The organism is Roseibium sp. JB4-4, assembly GCF_055693425.1.
Map to the genome: position 1 here is coordinate 1,705,837 of NZ_CM146333.1, position 19,800 is coordinate 1,725,636.

Annotated in this window: 17 protein-coding genes and 2 pseudogenes; 13 read left to right on the forward strand and 6 right to left on the reverse strand. The window is 55.8% G+C overall.

Features of this window, described 5'->3' with window-relative positions; all coding sequences use genetic code 11:
* Positions 1-124: 124 nt before the first annotated feature.
* The 10 genes and pseudogenes from urtB to mog all read left to right on the forward strand — a co-directional run bounded on the left by urtB (position 125) and on the right by mog (position 7,558).
* A complete protein-coding gene (gene urtB, locus ACZ1HV_RS07860) occupies positions 125-1,051 on the forward strand; it encodes an urea ABC transporter permease subunit UrtB (protein WP_298813327.1) in 927 nt (308 codons plus the stop codon).
* A gap of 10 nt (positions 1,052-1,061) precedes the next feature.
* The gene (urtC, locus tag ACZ1HV_RS07865) at positions 1,062-2,225 is read left to right on the forward strand and encodes an urea ABC transporter permease subunit UrtC (protein WP_472717774.1); all 1,164 of its coding nucleotides are present in this window, start codon (positions 1,062-1,064) and stop codon (positions 2,223-2,225) included.
* A gap of 9 nt (positions 2,226-2,234) precedes the next feature.
* Positions 2,235-2,990: an urea ABC transporter ATP-binding protein UrtD gene (urtD, locus tag ACZ1HV_RS07870; RefSeq protein WP_298813329.1), complete on the forward strand. Its 756-nt coding sequence runs from the start codon at positions 2,235-2,237 to the stop codon at positions 2,988-2,990.
* Between the two features lie 9 nt (positions 2,991-2,999).
* Complete coding sequence (gene urtE, locus ACZ1HV_RS07875; RefSeq protein ID WP_298813330.1) at positions 3,000-3,689, forward strand: urea ABC transporter ATP-binding subunit UrtE; 690 nt, start codon at positions 3,000-3,002, stop codon at positions 3,687-3,689.
* Positions 3,690-3,739: 50 nt separating this feature from the next.
* Entirely contained in the window at positions 3,740-4,969 is a 1,230-nt protein-coding gene (fmdA, locus tag ACZ1HV_RS07880) for a formamidase (RefSeq protein WP_298813331.1), read from the forward strand.
* Positions 4,970-4,979: 10 nt separating this feature from the next.
* Positions 4,980-5,051: pseudogene (locus ACZ1HV_RS07885) on the forward strand (FmdB family zinc ribbon protein); the annotation flags it as partial.
* 11 nt (positions 5,052-5,062) lie between these two features.
* Positions 5,063-5,419 carry a hypothetical protein gene (locus ACZ1HV_RS07890; RefSeq protein ID WP_472718514.1) on the forward strand — a complete coding sequence of 119 codons (357 nt, stop codon included), beginning with the start codon at positions 5,063-5,065 and terminating at the stop codon, positions 5,417-5,419.
* A 59-nt stretch (positions 5,420-5,478) separates the two neighbouring features.
* Positions 5,479-6,024: a DUF2478 domain-containing protein gene (locus tag ACZ1HV_RS07895; protein ID WP_298959355.1), complete on the forward strand. Its 546-nt coding sequence runs from the start codon at positions 5,479-5,481 to the stop codon at positions 6,022-6,024.
* A pseudogene (gene moaA, locus ACZ1HV_RS07900) lies at positions 6,017-7,030 on the forward strand (GTP 3',8-cyclase MoaA); the annotation flags it as partial. The gene ACZ1HV_RS07895 and the pseudogene moaA, both read left to right, overlap by 8 nt.
* 6 nt (positions 7,031-7,036) lie before the next feature.
* The gene (gene mog, locus ACZ1HV_RS07905) at positions 7,037-7,558 is read left to right on the forward strand and encodes a molybdopterin adenylyltransferase (protein ID WP_472718414.1); all 522 of its coding nucleotides are present in this window, start codon (positions 7,037-7,039) and stop codon (positions 7,556-7,558) included.
* A 66-nt stretch (positions 7,559-7,624) separates the two neighbouring features.
* On the opposite strand, the gene ACZ1HV_RS07910 is transcribed toward mog, so the two are convergent.
* The 5 genes from ACZ1HV_RS07910 to ACZ1HV_RS07930 all read right to left on the reverse strand — a co-directional run bounded on the left by ACZ1HV_RS07910 (position 7,625) and on the right by ACZ1HV_RS07930 (position 15,649).
* Positions 7,625-10,033 (reverse strand): HEAT repeat domain-containing protein, encoded by a 2,409-nt coding sequence (locus tag ACZ1HV_RS07910; RefSeq protein ID WP_472717775.1) that lies wholly within the window; start codon positions 10,031-10,033, stop codon positions 7,625-7,627.
* 92 nt (positions 10,034-10,125) lie between these two features.
* Positions 10,126-12,801 carry an arsenate reductase (azurin) large subunit gene (locus ACZ1HV_RS07915; RefSeq protein WP_298983699.1) on the reverse strand — a complete coding sequence of 892 codons (2,676 nt, stop codon included), beginning with the start codon at positions 12,799-12,801 and terminating at the stop codon, positions 10,126-10,128.
* Positions 12,802-12,812: 11 nt separating this feature from the next.
* Entirely contained in the window at positions 12,813-13,409 is a 597-nt protein-coding gene (locus ACZ1HV_RS07920; RefSeq protein WP_298813337.1) for an arsenate reductase (azurin) small subunit, read from the reverse strand.
* Between the two features lie 11 nt (positions 13,410-13,420).
* The gene (locus ACZ1HV_RS07925; protein ID WP_298959341.1) at positions 13,421-14,563 is read right to left on the reverse strand and encodes a cytochrome-c peroxidase; all 1,143 of its coding nucleotides are present in this window, start codon (positions 14,561-14,563) and stop codon (positions 13,421-13,423) included.
* 12 nt (positions 14,564-14,575) lie between these two features.
* Positions 14,576-15,649, reverse strand: a complete 1,074-nt coding sequence (locus tag ACZ1HV_RS07930; protein WP_298813339.1) for a cytochrome-c peroxidase — start codon at positions 15,647-15,649, stop codon at positions 14,576-14,578.
* Positions 15,650-15,930: 281 nt separating this feature from the next.
* Here ACZ1HV_RS07930 and ACZ1HV_RS07935 point away from each other — a divergent pair, with 281 nt between their 5' ends.
* Together ACZ1HV_RS07935 and ACZ1HV_RS07940 are read left to right on the forward strand one after the other, a co-directional pair.
* The gene (locus tag ACZ1HV_RS07935) at positions 15,931-16,710 is read left to right on the forward strand and encodes a Crp/Fnr family transcriptional regulator (protein ID WP_298959337.1); all 780 of its coding nucleotides are present in this window, start codon (positions 15,931-15,933) and stop codon (positions 16,708-16,710) included.
* A 130-nt stretch (positions 16,711-16,840) separates the two neighbouring features.
* Positions 16,841-17,338: a plastocyanin/azurin family copper-binding protein gene (locus ACZ1HV_RS07940; protein ID WP_472717776.1), complete on the forward strand. Its 498-nt coding sequence runs from the start codon at positions 16,841-16,843 to the stop codon at positions 17,336-17,338.
* A gap of 118 nt (positions 17,339-17,456) precedes the next feature.
* Here ACZ1HV_RS07940 and ACZ1HV_RS07945 read toward each other — a convergent pair whose 3' ends face one another.
* A complete protein-coding gene (locus tag ACZ1HV_RS07945) occupies positions 17,457-18,716 on the reverse strand; it encodes a molybdopterin molybdotransferase MoeA (RefSeq protein ID WP_472717777.1) in 1,260 nt (419 codons plus the stop codon).
* 368 nt (positions 18,717-19,084) lie between these two features.
* Here ACZ1HV_RS07945 and ACZ1HV_RS07950 point away from each other — a divergent pair, with 368 nt between their 5' ends.
* Positions 19,085-19,711: an HAD-IA family hydrolase gene (locus tag ACZ1HV_RS07950; RefSeq protein ID WP_298983696.1), complete on the forward strand. Its 627-nt coding sequence runs from the start codon at positions 19,085-19,087 to the stop codon at positions 19,709-19,711.
* The last annotated feature ends 89 nt before the right edge of the window (positions 19,712-19,800 follow it).

The following is a 19,800-nucleotide window of genomic DNA, read 5'->3' on the forward strand; positions in this document are numbered from 1 at the left end:
GGGCCGATCCAGAGGCGCTGCGTGGATGCAGCCTGCGCAGCGCCGCATCAGCAATTTCATATCAACCATTCCCACAGCAGGGGTGCCGGCACTTGCCCCGCCCCCAAGCATGGAGACGTGCGCAATGTTCGCCGACTACACCTGGACAGAACTCGGGTCCATCTTTGCCATGCAGGGTTTTGCCGGACTGATCCTGTTTTCCGTTTTTGTCCTGATGGCCCTCGGCCTGGCCATCATCTTCGGCCAGATGGGCGTCATCAACATGGCTCATGGTGAGTTCATGATCCTCGGCGCCTATGTCACGTACCTGTGCTCCAACTTTGTCGAAGCTTACGCGCCGTCCTTCTTCGGTGTGTATTTCTTCTTTGCCATGATACTTGCCTTTGTGGCCGCCGGATCGCTTGGCGCCCTGGTTGAATGGTCGCTCATCAGACACCTATACAAGCGACCGCTCGACACGTTGCTGGCAACCTGGGGCCTCAGCCTGATCCTGCAGCAAGCGTACCGGTCGATATTCGGCGCCCGCGAGGTGGGTGTCACTCTTCCGAACTGGCTTCTCGGATCAGTCCCGCTGACGGATATAATCGAGATCCCGATCAACGGGATCTTCGTGATGGTGCTGACCTTCTTCATTGCCATCGGCGTCTATTTCATCCTGTTCAGGTCCCGCATGGGGATGCAGACGCGCGCGGTGGTGCAAAACCGCGTCATGGCCGGTGCCGTCGGCATCAACACCGAGAAAGTCGATCGTCATACATTTGCCCTTGGTTGCGGCATAGCCGGCATCGCCGGGAGTGCTTTCACAATGATTGGCTCAACCGGTCCTACTGCAGGCCAGCTCTATATCGTCGACACCTTCCTGATCGTCGTATTTGGCGGCGCAGCCAGCCTTCTGGGCACGATTGCCTCATCCTTCGCCATCAGTCAGGCGCAGTCGACAATGGAGTTCTTCCTGTCCGGCTCAATGGCCAAAGTGCTCACCCTGTTGACGGTTGTGGGCATCTTGATGCTGCGCCCTCAAGGGCTTTTCTCCCTGAAAATCCGCCGCTGAGGAGGTATCGATGACCAACCTGAAATCCTTCATGTCCCGGCAGGAAATGCTTGGCCTCATGGTAGTTGCAGCGATGCTGTTCGTTGTCATGCCGCTTGCCATGGACATCTTCAGACTGAACCTCTTCGGCAAGTATCTGACCTACGCCTTTGTCGCGATCGGCCTTGTCCTTTGCTGGGGCAAGGGCGGCATATTGAGCCTCGGGCAAGGTGTCTTCTTCGGCCTCGGCGGTTACTGCATGGCCATGTATCTGAAATTGGAGGCCTCGACCCCCGAGGCAACCGCCATCCAGTCGACACCGGGCATTCCCGATTTCATGGACTGGAACCAGATCACGGCCCTTCCCTGGTTCTGGCAACCGTTCAATAGCCTCACCTTCACAATAGTCGCGATCATCGCAGTTCCGGCCCTCTTTGCCTTCATCATCGGCACAGCCATGTTCAAGCGCCGTGTGGGCGGGGTCTATTTTGCCATCATCACGCAAGCAATCGCTGCAATCCTGACCATCCTCATCATCGGTCAGCAGGGCTATACGGGCGGCGTCAACGGCATCACGGATCTGCGCACTCTCAAGGGCTGGGATATTCGGACCGATGAAGCCAAATACATCCTTTATTATGTCAATGGCGGTCTGTTGATCGCAGTCCTGCTGCTCAGCCAAATCGTTCTGAAGAGCAAGCTCGGCCGGCTACTGGTCGCCGTCAGGGACCAGGAGGACCGCGTTCGGTTTTCCGGCTACGACGTGTCCAACATCAAGATCTTCGTCTTCTGCTTCGCGGCCGTTCTTTCAGCGATTGGCGGCGCGATGTTCACCTTGCAGGTCGGGTTCATGTCGCCATCTTTCGTCGGCATCGTTCCATCCATCGAAATGGTCATCTTTTGCGCAGTTGGCGGGCGGCTTTCAATCTTTGGGGCCGTTTATGGAACGCTGCTCGTCAATTGGGCAAAAACCACATTTTCCGAGACGTTTCCCGAACTTTGGCTGTTCGGTCTCGGGGCTCTGTTCATTGCCGTCGTCCTGGTTTTTCCCAACGGACTGTCAGGCCTCTACCGCAGCTATCTCGCACCAATTGTGGACCGCTTCATCGTTCCGAAGGGACGAAAGGCCGAACCGGACAAATCAACGCCGGCGGCGCCGTTCGGTGCGGACACAACAGCCAAACCCGCGGAGTAGGACGCAGTCATGAACACGCTCAACAACAACACGGATTTCTTGCTCTCCATTGAGAACCTGACCGTCTCCTTCGACGGCTTCAAGGCAGTCAACGATCTCAATCTTTACATCGACGAGAACGAAATTCACGTCATCATCGGCCCGAATGGGGCCGGCAAGACAACGGTTCTCGATCTCATCTGCGGAAGAACCAGGGCGACCGACGGTTCGATCAAGTTCCGCAACAAGGAACTGACTGCCATGCGCGAGCACGAGATCGTGCGGGAGGGTGTCGGCAGAAAATTCCAGAATCCGTCTATTTATGAAGATCTCACGGTCTTTGAGAATCTGGAGCTTTCTTTCCCGCGTGGACGTACCGTCTTTGGTGCCCTCACCTTTCAGCGTGACGAGGAAGTCCGGTCACGCGTCAGGGAGATCGCTGAAATGGTCTTCCTGGACACACTTTTGGACATGCAGGCAGCTCTTCTGAGCCACGGTCAGAAACAGTGGCTCGAAATCGGCATGCTCCTCATTCAGGACCCGGAACTCTTGATGCTGGACGAACCGGTTGCCGGCATGAGCGTCTCGGAACGCAAGCAGACCGCAAAGCTTCTCAATGAAATCACCAAAGGCCGCTCTGTGATGGTGGTCGAACACGACATGAAGTTCGTTGAAGACATCGCCCACCGCGTCACCGTCCTGCACCAGGGCAAGATCCTTTCAGAAGGATCAATGGCGAAGGTCCAGGCGGATCCCAAGGTCATTGATGTCTATCTCGGTCACTAGGAGGCTCACATGCTGAATGTAGCGCAATACCACGTGGCCTACGGCCAGAGCGAGGTCCTGCATGGCCTCGATTTCACGGTGGCGCCTGGCGAAATCATTGCCATCATGGGTCGAAACGGCATGGGCAAGACCACGCTGATGAAGTCGCTGATGGGGATCGTTCCGACCAAGGACGGTGCCGCCGCCGTTGACGGCATCGATATCACCTCGATGAGAAGCTACGAGAGGGTCGCCAGCGGGATCGCCTATGTGCCTCAGGGACGGATGATCTTTCCGACCATGACCGTGCAGGAGAACATCGAAACCGGACTGACGATCAGCGGCCAATCCAAGGTACCTGGCGACATTTACGAACTGTTCCCGGTGTTGCTCGAAATGAACGGACGCCGTGGCGGCAATCTTTCCGGCGGTCAACAACAGCAATTGGCTATCGCCCGGGCACTGGCAACCAATCCCAAAGTGCTTCTTCTGGACGAACCGACGGAGGGCATTCAACCGTCCATCATCCGGGAAATGGCACGGGTCTTGAGGCGCATCCGAGATGAGCGCGGTCTGTCCATCGTTGTTTCCGAGCAGGTGCTCTCCTTTGCATTGGACGTCGCCGACCGCGTGCTCGTTCTGGAGAATGGCCGGCTCGTCCACGATGAACCCCGTGACAGTGTCGATGAGGACAAGGTCGCCGCATTCCTTTCCGTCTAACTCCGTTTCCAACCGCGCCAATGCTTGCGCACTTCCAAGAGGAGAACCCCATGGCTGATACGCTGATTTCGGTAGATTTGAGTGAGTCTCCGCATACGAATGAAAAAGTTCACAATCGCTGGCACCCGGACATCCCCATGGCGGTCTGGGTGGAACCGGGTGACGATTTCAAGATCGAAACCTATGACTGGACCGGCGGACAAATCAAGAATGACGATGACGCGGCCGATGTCAGGGATGTCGAACTTGAACAGGTTCACTACCTCTCCGGCCCCATCGGGGTCAAAGGGGCCGAACCTGGGGACCTTCTCGTCGTCGATATTCTCGATATCGGTGCGAAAGAGGAAATGCTTTGGGGGTTCAACGGCTTCTTTTCCAAACAGAACGGCGGAGGCTTTCTGACAGAACACTTCCCGGAGGCGCAGAAATCGATCTGGGACATTGAAGGAATGTTCACGCGCTCCAGGCACGTACCGGGCGTCAGTTATGCCGGGCTTATTCATCCCGGACTGATCGGCTGTCTGCCTGACCGCTCTATGCTGGACATGTGGAACTCCCGCGAAAAGGCCCTTTTCGACACGGACCCCGACCGTGTTCCGCCGCTGGCTGCGCTTCCCAACACCCAGTCGGCTCACATGGGCCAACTGAAAGGCGAAGCAAAGGAAAAGGCTGCAGCAGAAGGCGCACGCACCGTTCCGCCGCGCGAGCATGGCGGCAACTGCGACATCAAAGATCTGTCGCGCGGTTCAAAAATCTACTTCCCGGTCTATGTCGATGGCGCAGGCCTGTCGATGGGCGATTTGCATTTCAGCCAGGGTGATGGCGAGATCACTTTCTGCGGTGCGATCGAGATGGCCGGCTGGTTGCATATTCGCGTCAGTCTGATCAAGGATGGTGTCGCGAAATACGGCATCAAAAACCCGATTTTCAAACCATCCCCGATCACTCCAAGCTACGATGACTACCTGATTTTCGAAGGTATTTCGGTCGATGAAGCGGGAACCCAACACTATCTGGATGTTCATATCGCTTACCGGATGGCCTGCCTTAACGCCATCGAATATATGAAGAAATTCGGATACTCGGGCGCTCAGGCCTACGCCATTCTGGGTACGGCACCCGTTCAGGGGCACATTTCCGGCGTGGTCGACATTCCAAATGCCTGCGCCACCTTGTGGCTGCCGACCGACATCTTCGACTTTGACATGATGCCAGGTGCAGAAGGGCCGACGAAACTCATTGACGGGTCCGTGGATATTCCTCTGGCTCCAGACCTGTGAGGAGAAAACTATGCCGGTTTATGATTACCTTTGCGCGCAGTGTGGGCCAATAACGGCACTACGCCCGATGTCGGCTCACTCAGAACCGATCGAATGTCCGGCCTGCAAGCAGGAAGCGCCCCGCGCTTTCCTGCAAGCACCGAACATGTCGACGCTCTCAACAAGCGATCGGACAGCGCACCAAAGGAACGAAACGTCACGCCACAATCCCGTTCATTCGACCAAGTCGGACAGGCAAGATGGGGCCAAAGAGCAAAGGAAACGTCATCCGGCCGGCTGTTCCTGCTGTTCCGGTTCGAAAAACAGCTTTCGATCAAGTGCTGTCTACAAAGCAGACGGCAGCAAGACATTTCCATCAAAAAGACCATGGATGATCAGCCACTAGAGCATTTCTCAACTTTGACTAAGGTCATGGCAACACAGGCTGAAGCGGCCCACAACTTGAATTGAACTTGAGCGCAATCCGTCAGCTTTCGACAACAGGCTGACAGTCTCATTGGACAATTCAAATGCTTGAAGACACACCGCTCTGCGGAGCGATTAGATCGGAACGAGGCGAAAACGTTGACCGCCTCCTCGAAGCGCTTGTCAAACTGCTTCAGGCCGAAGGACTTTGTGTTTCCGGGGTCGTTCAGCGCCGCGCCGAATATGGTGACACTTGTTGCGCCGATATGGGGTTGGAACTCATATCGAGCGGTGAAACCATAGAAATATCGCAAGCGCTTGGGCGTGGGTCGCAAGGCTGCAGGCTCGATCCGCGCAGTCTGGCCGACATCACTGCTCGTTTGCAAACAGAAATCGATCTGAAACCCGATCTCCTTGTCCTGAACCGGTTCGGAAAAGGCGAACAGGACGGCCAGGGATTTCGTCAGTTGATCGGTAAGGCCATGGAGCTTTCCATTCCGGTTCTGACCGTGGTTCGAGAGCCCTATCTGGAGGCCTGGCGTAGCTTTGCCGGCGAATTGGCTGTCGATCTTCCAGCTGACCTGGATGCAACCGTGGCCTGGTGCCTGACTGTTTCCGGTAAACCGGCGGCGGTGGCGGCCAATGGTTAGTCTTGATCCTGCCTGCGGTACGTTGAACGATCAGTTCGGCCGGACCGCGACGTATCTGCGCCTGTCTGTAACCGACCGATGTGACCTGCGATGCACCTATTGCATGGCAGAGAACATGACTTTTCTTCCACGCAAGGATCTGTTGTCGCTTGAAGAGCTTTATCGGCTTGCGACGATCTTCATCGGTCATGGCGTGCGCAAAATCAGACTGACCGGAGGAGAACCGCTTGTCCGCAAGAATGTGACCAGCCTGTTCAAGAACCTGTCCCGACATCTGGAGACGGGGGAACTTGATGAAGTCACCCTGACCACGAACGGATCACTATTGGCAGCTTACGCCGGTGAGCTTGTGGATTGTGGTGTGCGCCGGGTCAATGTCTCCCTCGATACGTTAGATGCCGACAGGTACAGAACCATCACGCGCTGGGGCAAAATTGAGCGCGTCTTTGCGGGGCTGGAGGCAGCAAAACAGGCTGGCCTGAAAGTCAAACTGAATGCCGTCGCCCAAAAAGGCGTCTTTGAGAGCGAACTCAATGACTTGATCCGATTTGCCCATGAAAGGGCGATGGATCTTACCCTCATTGAGGAAATGCCACTTGGCGGGGCTGTAGCGTGTCGCAGTCGAAGTTTCCTCTCTCTTGCAGAATTGCGCGGACGACTCGAAACGGAATGGACGCTCGAACCCTTGTCGGAGACGACGGGCGGTCCCGCAAAATATGTCCGGCTAAAGGAGACCGGCGGCAAGCTGGGGTTCATCACGCCGATGTCCTGCGACTTTTGCGCTGACTGCAACCGCATCCGGTTGAGCTGCACCGGCGATCTTTACACCTGTATGGGGCACGAAGGCGGCTTGGCTCTTAGGGAGCCTTTGCGTCAATCCAACGGCAACGAAAAAGTGGCGCAGCTCATTCGACAAAAGGTCTTCGACAAGCCACGCGGACATGCGTTTCAAATCAACGACACCGGGGTTAGCGGAATCGTTCGCTCCATGTCGACCCTTGGGGGTAAGCCGATGCGTATTGCCATTCTCGTGGTGTCGGACCGCGCCTCAAGGGGCGAGTATGAAGATCGGGGTGGGCCTGCCATTCAGGCATGGTTGGAAAAAACCGTCACCACACCGTTTGAATGCGAAAGGATCATCATTCCGGATGGTTTTGAAAGCGTTCGCGACACCTTGATCGATCTGTGCGATGCCAAGGCATTCGACATGGTGCTGACAACAGGTGGCACCGGTCCGGCTCACCGCGATCTTACGCCGGAAGCAACACAGGCCGTTATCACAAAGGAACTGCCAGGATTTGGCGAATTGATGCGCCGACGCAGTCTGGACTTTGTGCCAACGGCTATCCTTTCCCGGCAAACTGCCGGAATTCGGGGCAACACTTTTCTGCTCAATCTGCCAGGCTCTCCAGGCAGCATCGATGTTTGTCTGACGGCGGTCTTTGCGGCAGTTCCCTATTGCCTTGACCTGATCGTGGCAGGTTACGTCGAAACCGATCCATCTATTTTGAAGGCCCACCGTCCCGGCACATAGGTCCAAAAGCCACAAACGCCCGCGGTCCATTCAGGTCCGCGGGCGTTTGTGTCTTGGCTTACAGGTTCATGCAGGCCGGGTCGATTTGCCGAGGTCAGCCAGTATTTCAAGCGCGATGATACGGCCTGCGCCGCTGACCTCACATGCGTCTTGAAGTTTGCCCATGATCCTGGTTGTGAGATCGCAAGCCCCCCGTTTTCCGACAGCGCCCGAGAGCTCTGACCAGAGCGCGCCGCTTTCTCTGAATGCTGCCTCAAGCAGAGCATCAGCAGCATCCCCATCAGCAGATGCACACAGTCCTTTCAGGGCAGCCCGCCGTGTCGTCCGATCATCAGATTGAAGTAACGCGCCGATTTGCGGCGGGAGGGTCTGCATTGTCATGCAGGCTTTCAGTGCTGCCGCCTGATCGGCAGGGTCGTTGCCGCTGAGGGCTGCCTCAAAATGAGGAGCCGCAACTGCGTCCGGTGCAAACGACAGGAGGTCGAGAAGCGCAGCCCTTGACGGCGCATAATTGTCGGGTGGCAAGTTCACCAGAAACGACCAATCCGAATGAGACAGGGTCACTCCGTTGCCGCTTCGCGTTGCAAGCGCTGTTAAAGCGGCAACGCGCAATTCATCGTCAAGGGTTTCCATCGCAGCCAGCAAAACCGGAGTGAAAACGGTCAGTTTTTGCTCGCCAATCAGTCTGACGGCAATTCTACGAATTTCCAGGCCCGCATTTGGTGCCACGTCCGGTCGGACGCGCTTCTTCTTCAATGTGGATTGTGCGAGTTCCAGAAATTTCAGGTCCTCGTCCGACAGGTCGATCTTCTCTTCCGTGAATTCGGCTTGTTCCACATCACCCTGCAGGATTGCTGCCAGCGTGCTTTGGGGGAAAACGACAATTTCAGCTGTCTCCTCAGGCGTTTCGCCTGCAGCTGCATCCGAACCAGCACTTTGCGCCTGGCTCTGGTCGGGGTCGTCAGCATCATCACCCTGCGTTTCGGGTCTGCGATAGTCGCTCAGCTTTACCGGTTCACCCGACTCGTTGGTCTCGTTCACCTCGTCTTGAGGAACAATGTTTCCCTCCCGATCCAGCACGATGCGATTTTTCGTGCCTCCGTCGTCGTCCCGTGCACGAGCGCCAAACTGTTTATGCTCCTCTTCAGCGCCTTCCTTTTCTTCATTCTCGGCGTCCGTTTCTTCAGACACCAGGTCGCCTTGTGCAGCCAACAGAAGAATGGCGGCGGCATTATCAGCGACCGCTCCCTCCCCTTCAGACAGAGCCGCCACCGTGGCAAGCGCTGAAAGCCGGACCATCTGGCTCTTTGAGGTTGTGCCATCGGCCAGTTGTTCAAGAACTTCTGGCTTTCGGAAATGTTCGAACGCCGACAACACAGCCCGTTGGACTTCCGGTTTCGGGTTATGCGCTTTGATTTCCAGAAGAGCTTCAAATGCTTCGTCGCTCTCGCTACGGCCCAGAACGTCCACCAGGCTAGAAACAAAATCTTCCCGTTCGCCGCGCAGTTTCGCGCCGGCGAGATCCAGAAGCTTGGCAAGCTGGGATGGTTTCAGCTTGTGATCTTTCAGTCGGTTGATCGCTGCCAGCCTCACGGTCCTGTCGTCGTCATGCAAAACCAGACCAATCAGATCATCGACCGATATCGTGGGCGATTTTGCGGCCGTCATGGATCGAATGAGCGCAGATGGATCTTCGATCAATCGGGTGTCAGACACGGGAGCGCCGCGCTCCAACATGGTTTCCAGCGCGGCTAAACGCACATCAACAATCTTGTCCTGACACAATCCATCCAAGGCCTTCAAAGCATGTGGGTCAGAGGATGCACCAAGCGCCCGGGCAGCGCGGGCGCGCTGACGGTCCGACGAGCTTTGCCCCGCATCCAGAAGCGCGAGGAAACCAGGGCGGCCAAGACCGGCATAAGCTTCAAAAACCTCTCGCCAGAGTTCTTGACCAAATTCATCCTTTGCCGCCGTCAGCAGGTCATCGAGGGCCTCTTCGATCCCCAGACGACCGATTGTGCGGATCGCTTCCTTTTGGACATCGAGCCAGTCATCCCAATCGGCGTTTTCATCTTCCCAGGCGATTTCGTCATCGAAGCTTTCAACTGCCAGCTTGCGCAATAGCGGTGCGGCCAGTTCGCGGTCTTCCGGTTGAAGACCATTGAGCGCCGCGATCTTGGATTCACTCACGGGATCATTCTGAAGGCTCCAGAGAAAGGTCTCACCCAAGCCCTTCCCGCCAAGTTTTACCAGCGTTTGCAGCGCATCGACCCGGATATCGGGATCGTCATTTCGAGTTGCCTCCAGGAGCACATTACGCGCTGATGGAAGTTTCCATTCGCCGGCTGCCTTGATGGCCAGACATTGCTCCGCAGGTGAGCCTGATTGCACGATTTGAAGCATGGTGTTTTCAAGATCGCTGCCAAGCACCAGCGCCTCAGGCTGCATGGAAATCGAGGGTTTAGGCTGGGCCATGTCTGAAGAACCTTTTCGTTAAATGCCTGGAAAAACAATAAGGCGGGAACTCTCGTCCCCGCCTTGATCTTGATCAGTCTATCGCGACGCCTTTATGCGATGTCACGGCGTGCGAAGGACATCGAACGGTAGCTGGTCTTGTAAGGCGATGTGCCGATCTTGCGGATCCGGCCAACGCCCATCTTGTAGTTGTAGTTACCGCTGATCCAGTCGACCACACGCCCGGACAAGGCGTTGGCCGGCTGAGCCGTGTGCAGGAAGTCCATGTAAAGGAGCCCCTTCTTGACGGCGGGGGTCACAATGGCGACTGCTGTGATCGCGGCTTCCGTCAACTCGATATGGCCATGCTCCATCAGTTTTTCGAACTGGAAGTCATCGCCTTCCACACCGATGATGGTGTCCTTCTGAACAGGGATCCGGTCAGAATAGAGCATGACGTAATCACCGTTCTCGATCCCTCTGGCCGCCGCATCGTCAGGATGGATTTCCACCCAGTTTTCCGGCCAGCGCTGAACGATGTACGGGCGACGGCGATCATCGTAACCGGACTGCCAGCGCTCGTTGATACGACCGGACGTGACCCACAACTCGTCGTCCTTCGGCTTCAGCCATGCCCAGTAGTCGGAGAACAGGCTCCATGGTGACTTCTGGATGTTGCACTTGCCGGTCTGCGAGTTGAAGTGCGTCAGCTTCTTGCCAAGGCGGTTTGCACCGGACGGCCCGTCAGCTGGCAGTTTGCGTTCAGTGTCATGCAGACGCTTGGTACCTACCAGCGTGCCATCGTCCTGCAACAGGACCGGGCCCTGGATGCCATTTGTGCCGAACTCGGCCAGTTTCTCATGCAGGGTTTTGCCTTCACGTTGTGCAACAACCTTGACGTTGAAGAAATCCTTGCGGCTTCCTCGTGAGAAACGGGCACCTTCTTCAAGCACTTCGTTGGAATTCTTCCAATCAAAGCCTTTGTAGCCCATGGCGGTTGCCAGTTTGGCAATGATCCACCAATCCGGCTTGGCTTCACCCGGCGCATCGTAGAACTTCGGATAGAGCCGAATGCGACGCTCGCCGTTGGCGCGGGTGAAGGTATCCTCGCCCCAGCCGGCAGCCGGGAAAACGATGTCCGCATAGCGTGCACCGATCGGGTCCACCAGATAGATGTCCTGGTTGACGACGACCATGCCGCCACTGTCAACGCGCCGCTTCAGCGTGTCGATGATCTCCTGCTTGTCGAACGAACGGATCTGATGCGGATTTTGCACCGTCAGCTCGTTGAACTTCGCCGCAAGAGACTGCGATCCGCACATGGACTGGATCCAGGTGTTGCCGATCACATGCGCAAAGCGCGTATGGCCGGACATCAGATACCGGTCCGTATCCATGGCACGGCGACGGCGGCCGGGCAGTTTTTCAGGCGACTTGTTGCGTGGGTATTTGCCGCCGCGCAGACCGCCACGCTGGTGACCGCCAGCTCGACCGATGACCTGTCCGGGACGTCCACCGGCCCCGACGATGATGCCGAGTGCGGAGATGGCCTGGGTGTTGCCGGTGTTGTTCGACCAGTAGAAGCCCTTTTCGATCATGACCGATGTCTTCGGACGTGATCCGTCTTCCTTCGGTTTGGCCATCCATTCAGCGGCGGTGTAGATCTTCTGAACGTCGATCTGGGCGATCTCGGCAGCCGTTTCCGGTGCGAACTCGTCCTGAGACAGGAGCCACTCTTTCCAGTCTTCAAATCCGGCGGTCTGGAACTTGCCCCAGGTGGTGCGCCACTGCCACGGCGTGTTCCGGGTGCCCTGACCGAAGCCTGAGGAGCTTTCCCATTTGTTGTTGACCCATTTCTGGATCCAGTCGCTGTCTTCCCAACCGTTTTCCACGATGACGCGGGCAATGGCGTTGACGACCAGAAGGTCGGTGCCCGGTTGAATGTCGAGCCACATGCCGCCGTTCTTTTCGGCATAGGCAATGCCACCGGTCTTGCGCGGAACCATGAAGATCGCTTTTTGCCCGTTCTGAATACCAGGCATCATCCAGTCGGTGAACAGGATGGTCTTGGTCTCATAAGGGTCGGTGCCGCAAACAAGCAGCGTTTCAGCGTCTCTCCAATCTTCGTAGGACGGTCCGAAGTTGTCGAAGCCAGCATCCCGGAAACCGGGTGTGGATGTCACGTCGGACGGCGTGTCGTGGAACGTGAAGTTGGCAGTGCTGACGCTGTTCAAGGCGTATTTCGTGATGGCATAGGTGTTTTCCATATAGCCATACGAGAAAGTCTTGACGCAGTAGGCGTTTTCGCCGTGCGTCTTGATCACATGCTTGCCGACTTCTGCCGCGATTTCCATCGCGAAGTCCCAGGTGACCGGCATCAGGACACCGAACATGCGGATCATCGGAGATTTCAGCCGATCACGGGTCGGTGTCTGCGGATTATAGACCTTCTGCGCCAGAGCCCCGCCGCGGATGGAGGAGTTGCCGAGAAGATTGACATGCTCCGTATCCTTGTCGGGAATGATGATGACGTGATGTGGCTCGCCATCATGCAGCACGACATTGTACTGGTTCGGTGCAACCCATGGGCCGAGCGGGTCGACCGGGAAGTCGACGCCAAAAGCGTTTTCCTCGGCCTTCTCGCCGCCAACCTTGCCGCCCTTGACCGGCCAGCGATAAATCTTGTAGCCGCAGGCGACAATGCAGTAGTCGCAAGCGGTCGAGATCACATCCGCATCCACCGGAGGCAGCGGAATATTTGTCTCTGGGATATAGTAGGGTGTGGACATTATCGGTCTCCTCAGCCCTTGAGATTGTTGTAACGGCCATAGATCAGGCCGAACATTCCAACGGCATAGATGTCATCTCCATCCAGCTCGAGCAGCACCTGAGGCAGGCTCTGGTAAGCTTGTCCGGAGATGAAAATACCGTGGCGTGTCAGATCGAATGTGGTCAGGTGCAACGGGCACGGCCCCAGCACCTTGTCCTCGGACTTGTAAGTGCCCTGAAGCGGTCCACCCTGGTGGGTACAGGTGTAGTTGAACGCAACCACATCCTTATTGGGTCCGATCCCTCCGCCGGCTTCACGGCCGAGCTTGACCAGCATGGATTCCGAATAAGCGCCGTCATCGGGGTAGGTGAAGTCGAGAGGCTCATCCTCTTTCAACTCCGAGAGCTTGCCGATCAGCTTGCGTTCGTAGGTCGAAACCACCGCCGGAACCTTTGCAGACGAAGGGCCAGCCTTCAGAGCGACCATGACCGTGAACGTGGTGATGCCCGACGTCAGAAGAAACTGACGTCTGTTCATGAGGCACCGCTTGCCTGTCTTGGCAACGTCCTTCGGGCCGTTGATGGCTTCGATCAGAGCCGGATCGATCGGTTTTTGATGTTTCGTCATAATCCGTCTCCTTAGTTCGAAGCCGCCGGAAGGACGTCGTATTCTGGAAGCTCAGGCTCCTCCATCACGATGCGTTCACCGGAAAGGCTTTCCAGGAAGGCCAGCAGATCGGCTTTTTCGTCGTCATTGAGGCCGAGAGGTTTGATGAGTTCGCTTTTGGTTTCAGCGAACTGGTTTTCACCGCCGCCCTGGTTGTAGAACTCGATGACGTCTTCCAGCGTTTCGATCATGCCGTTGTGCATGTATGGCGCCGTGTACTTTGTGTAGCGCAACGAAGGAACGCGGAATTTGCCGAGGTGGTTTTTGTCCTTTGCACGGAAATAGACGCCCGGATCATCCTTGTAGGACCGGTACATTTCCTCCGTGGACCCCTTCGCATAAAGTTCGTAACGGAAGGTGATCTGGGCAAGCTCGTCGGCTTCCCAACCGTCATAGGCAGGCACACCGAGATTATAGTATTTCTGGTTGCTCAGGAGCGCTCCGTTGTGACACTGGGAGCATCCTGCCTTGCCGGTGAACAGTTCCAAACCCCGCTTTTGGGCATCATCCAGAGCCGCATCATCGCCGCGCATATAGGTGTCGAATGGCGTGTCTGTTTGAACGAGTGTGCGCTCAAATGCGGCAATTGCCATCCAGGCGTGGCTCAGGCGCGGATACTCGGTTCCAAAGACATCCTTGAACCGCTCGCGGTATTCCGGAACGAATGCCAGGCGAGATTCAAGCATGTCATCTTCGCCATTCCCGGCGACCGCACCTTTGGCAGCTGACTTGGCCTGTGCTTCCAGCGACTTGGAAGATCCCGCCCAGAAGAGGTTGCCGTAATAGGCCGAGTTGATGATTGTCTGGGAGTTCCGCCAGTGAACCGTGCCCGGATATCCAAGCGAGATCTTGTCGGGGAAATCCCACCCGGCATCGGGTAGATGGCACGCCGAGCATGGCATTGCGCTGTTGCCGGAAAGACGCGGATCGAAAAACAGCATCTTGCCGAGTTCGATCTTTTCCGGTGTTTGCGGGTTGTCTGCCGGAATGGGCGGGTCACCCAGCGGTGCAAGGTCTGCCGGCCGATCTGCGGCGATTGCTCCGGTGGCGATTGCCAGCACTGATGCGCCTGCAAGAGCCCATGCGGAGACGGCTTTCTTCATGGCTTTTGACATGATCCTGTCTCCTCAATTGGTCGCGTTTTTCCAGTCGGGAACGACTTCATATGCGTAGTCATCCTGTTCCCAGACATAGGCGGGTTGGTTGTAGCTATCGCCGGAAAGCGCTTTCAGAAATTCAACCAGGTCAGCCTTTTCGCCGCGGGTTAGTTCAAGCGGCTTCAAACGAGAATCCTTGTTCAAGTCATCACCACCACCCTGGTTGTAGAATTCGACCACGTCTTCCAGCGTTGCCAGCGTGCCATTGTGCATGTACGGCGCGGTGTAAGTCAGCTCGCGTAAGGTCGGCGTCATGAATGTTCGTTTCGAACTTTCCTTGTGATCGCGGATGTAGGCTCCGAGATCCGTGCGCACGTTCATGTAGTTTTCGACACCCATGAATTTCGCATAGGCAACGTATGTCTGATGCCGCAGCGGGTCGGACCAGATGTCCGGGTTGTCGGGAACGCCGATATTGTGCGGCTGGTCGTCGGTGAAACGGTCACCGGAATGACAGGCCGTGCAGCCGGCCTTGCCCTTGAAGTTCACGTAGCCGCGTTTCGCAGCTTCGCTCATTTCACCGGTATCGAACGGAGAACCTGAAGAGGCGATCGACTTCAGGAACTCCTGAAGCGCTGAGCGCGCACCGCCGTTTGAAGGTTCACCCTTGCCGGCAGCCTTGAACATTTCCACATAGACCGGATCCTGCTTCAGACGCTCCTGCATCATCCGCATGTCCATGTTCATGATGTAGTCTTCCGTGATCATTTCACGGGAAACGTCGTTCAGGTTCGTGCCGAGGCGGCCATCATGCATCCAGGCCGCACGCTGGCCGACATTGGCAAGCGTGGGCGTGTTTCGAAAACCTTCCGACCCGCTATAGGCCGTTGAAAGGGCCTCACCGTCCGAAAAGGCGAGATCCGGCTGATGGCAAGATGAACAGGAAAGGTTGGTGTCGCCGGACAGGCGTGTGTCGTAGAAAAGACGCTTGCCGAGTTCGGCCAGCTCGGGATTGACCTCCATCGGCGTAACCGGACCCTGATCTGCGGACCAGGCAGCCGTGGTGGCTAATAGCAGAGCTGCAATACTTGCAGTTAGGCGCATAGGACCCTCCGTAGTGGAGAGGAGTATTAGAACGCGATCACCACTGAATCCGGCGACCGCTCAACTCCCCCATCACGGCGAGTATTCACTTGTGAAAATCATCAGCACTGATTGCAATCAATCGTCCGTTTTTTTGAGTAATCATACGTAGAGATTTGAAGTAAAACCGAACATTCAAACATTCGAAATTATATAATTATCAAACATTTGTGACGATTGATATTGCTCAATTATGTATTCGGAGACAGACCATATAGTCCCCTCAACAGTAGGGGCCTGATATGAGACCAATGAACGGACTATCGGCGGAGAGCTATACTGAAGATCAAGATGCCGGCAATCTGTGCAGTCTGGAACACAGCTGCGGTTTTCATTCTCAAAACTGTATTTGCGCCGCTCTTCGCACGACCTTTGGAATAGATCTCCCGAAGGGTGCGCATAGATATGCGCTTGCGACCGGACAGGAAATAGACCCCGAGACACTTCCAAATTCACCTGTTATCGGCATCCTGACCGGTGCGGTCGGGATCGTTGCCCACCTCAGCGATGGCAGAAGAACGATCACCGGTCTGTTCCTGCCGGGCGACTACATCAATCTTGCGACACTGCAACGTCAGTTCGACGGCTCGATAACAGCGCTTACGCCCAGCGCGGTCCAGTTGATGGAATACCCGATTTTCGAGAAACTTCTCAGTCGGTCCGATACAGCCAGAGACCACTTTATCGATCAGACAAACAATTTTCTTTTCCGCTTGCTCGATCACAGCAATGATCTTGCCAAGAAGACGCCTATCGAACGCATTGCTGCATTCATTTTTGAGCTCAAAAGCCGGATGCTGCCGCGAAGTGGACATCAGTTCAATTCGATCACAATTCCATTCGGGCGCCGCGACATCGCCGATTATCTCGGACTTCAGCCTGAAACCGTCAGCAGAGGTTTTACGACGCTGACAAATGAAGGGGTTATCAGCCTTCCCGAGGCCGAGCTGGTAACCATCGAGGACGTTCGCCGATTGCGTCTGATTGCCAATGGGGGGCGTCCCAGAAAACGCGGCGCCTAGTGTCGCTCACTCATGGCACCCAATTGGGCTGCCTTTCGTTCCCAAATTTCAAACTGCCGAGCCATCGCGGTCAACAGGTGTCGTAAACGCCACTTTCGGACCGGTAGCCAGGTCAACCTGGAGTGAACCCATGCCAAGCGCATTTTTCAAATATGCTGCGGTGGCTTCCGTCATGGCCGCCATACTTCTTGCGACATCGCCAATCTTTGCTGATGGCACATCTTCCAGCGCGAAGATCGATCAAATCAGCGACCCGTTGGCTGACCGGGTGTTGGACATGTTTCGGTTTGAGCCGAATTTCGTTGCCCTGAAAACAGGTGAACGGGTCACCTTCAACAATTCCAGGGGGCAGCACACGGTGGTCAGCGTCAAGGGACTGATACCAGACGGTGTTGAAAAGATCTCGGTGGCCAACACCGCATCCGAAACCCTGACAATGGACGTGCCGGGACTTTATGTCCTGACCTGCAAGGTTCATGGCCGGTATGGGATGGTCATGCTGCTGGCTGTCGGAGAACCCGACGCCTGGAAAAATCCATCGGAAAGCTGGACCAGGAAACTCTCCGGCCGCCAATATGAAAAGCTCCAGGAACTGCTGGCAAAGCTGGACGCAAAATTCCCGCGTTAAACCGCTTCTTTCGCGTTTTCTTGTGGCTTCCAGATCAGCAGCAAAGCTGCGCGTTTGCCAAGAGCAGTATCAAAAAACAGCCAGTCCTGAGGCTTCTCAAGGACCGGCTGCGTTCTTCCTAAAGTCCCATATCTGCTCTGAACGGATAAAACTTCAGCTCAGATCCCGGTTCTATGCTTGAACAGCCTGCAGTAACCGCACCCAAACCGTCTGCCTCGATGAGAGGCATGAGACGAGCGGAGCCGGCTCTGCCCGTCTTCTCAAGAAGCGGAAAACCTTCTTGTGACGTGCCGACGATGTTGCAGGGAAAGAATTCCAGCCGTCCCGGTCTTCGTTGCCAGCCAAAGGCGGCTCTGGCGTTCAGGACCAACGGCGCGCGCTGCACGGCACCGGCAAGCGCTTCAAGAACCGGCCTGCCGACCAGCAGAAAATCAACAAAACAGGCAAGCGGATTTCCCGGCAACCCGAGGTATACCGCCTTGCCGATCTTTCCAAGCGCGATCGGCTTGCCGGGCTTAATTGCCATGCGCCAGCCTTCTATGCTGCCACCTGCGGCAACTACGGCAGCTTTCAAATGATCTTCCTCGCCGACCGAGACGCCGCCTGATGTAATGATGAGATCGTGATCCCCTGCAGCTTCCTTCAGCGTCTCCGAGATCGCGCCGAGATCATCCTTGATGATCCCCAGATCAGTCGTCTCCACGGCATTCGAATTGAGAAGCGTGCGCAGCATCGGTCGGTTGGTGTCGAAGATATGGCCAGGCCCCATTCCTACACCGGTATCGCGCAGCTCATTGCCGGTCGACAGCACAGCCACCCGAATTTTCCTGACAACACATGCTGTCTGATAGCCGCTGGCAGTCATCAGCGCAGTGTGGCGCGCATCAAGGCGCGTGCCGCTGCGGACAAGGGATTGGTTGACTTGAACGTCTTCGCCGGCACGGCGAATGTTGTCGCCTTCCGGGACGTCGAAATTCGGCACAACGCAGCCATCCGAAACGGTCGCGTGTTCCTGCATGACAACGGACCTAGTTCCATTTGGCGTTGGAGCGCCGGTCATGATGCGGACGGCTTCGTCCGTCGCAATTCGGCCTTTCGGGCAATCTCCGGCAATCATTAGTCCGACAATCTTGAACGCTTTTTTCCCACTTCCGCCCAGCGCATATCCGTCAACGGCTGAGTGATCATGAATTGGCAGGGAGAAAAGCGAAACCGTTTCGCCAAAGTTGACCCTTCCGGCGGCGCCTGGCAAAGGCACATCTTCAAATTCTGTGATTTTGCTGCAAAGGCTGACAGCCCGTGACACGGTATCATTAACGCTCGAAAGGCGTTTTTCCTGGCTATTGTCACAACAATCGAACTTGGCTTTGCTTTCCATGGACTTGATTCCGGGATGAGTTGTTGCTTGGTTTTTCAAGATCCAGAAAAGCTAACTCAGACCCGTCCGTCTTTCTTTGACGAGCGTCAAAGGCGTTTTCTTTGAAGAGACGTCCATCCCACAATCGACAGCAGCGAATTAGGTTTTTCAACTCAAGCAATGTCTGATTGCCATCTCATCTAAGGCGCGCGTCTCGCTTCACCTTGCGACACAGCTGCTATCGGGGTCCATTCGATGTCCGGCAGGAAGCGTCTCACTTTCAAGGCTCCCCGGGACAGAACATGTGATAGCGTCAGCACAAGATTTCATGCGGCGCAGTTGTTCAAGCGAAAACTCGAAAATGATTGCAGAAGGACCAAACGTCAAAAATGATGAAGCTAGATCGAGCCTATTCAGCTGTCCTGTTCGATATGGATGGAACGTTGCTGGATTCGCGTGTCGTAATCGAACGGATCCTGACGGAATGGGCCGTTGCAAATCAAGTTGATCCTGATGCCTTGCTCGCAGTTTCACATGGTCGAAGGACAATCGACACTCTAAAGGACTTCGCGAATGCCGGCACCGATTGTGAGGCGGAAGCTGCAAAAATTGAGGCGGCGGAAACTGCCGATGTGCGTGGCATCATCCCTGTTCCGGGCGCAGTCGAGCTTTTGAGCCGTTTGCCGCCCAAACGTTGGGCCATTGTGACGTCTGCGGGTCGCGACCTCGCTATCAAAAGGTTATCGGCAGCTGGTTTGCCTATACCTGAAGTGCTCGTGACTGCTGAAGACATCGAACACGGAAAGCCGGATCCTTCCGGATATCATCTGGCTGCCAAAAAGCTCGGTACGACCACCGACCAGTGCCTTGTCTTTGAAGACGCTCCGGCGGGAATTCAGGCTGGGATGAACGCTGGAAGTGATGTGATTGCCATCGGCTTTGCAAGTCCCACCAATACAAAACCCGCATGCCCACTGATTTCAGATTTTGAAGCCATCGAGTTCCGATTGACCTGATCCAATGCTGCTTCGTTGCAAGGCAGGATACTTCAGTTTTGACACCAAAAACGGATCCGACGTTGAATTCAAAAGACTGAGAAATGAAT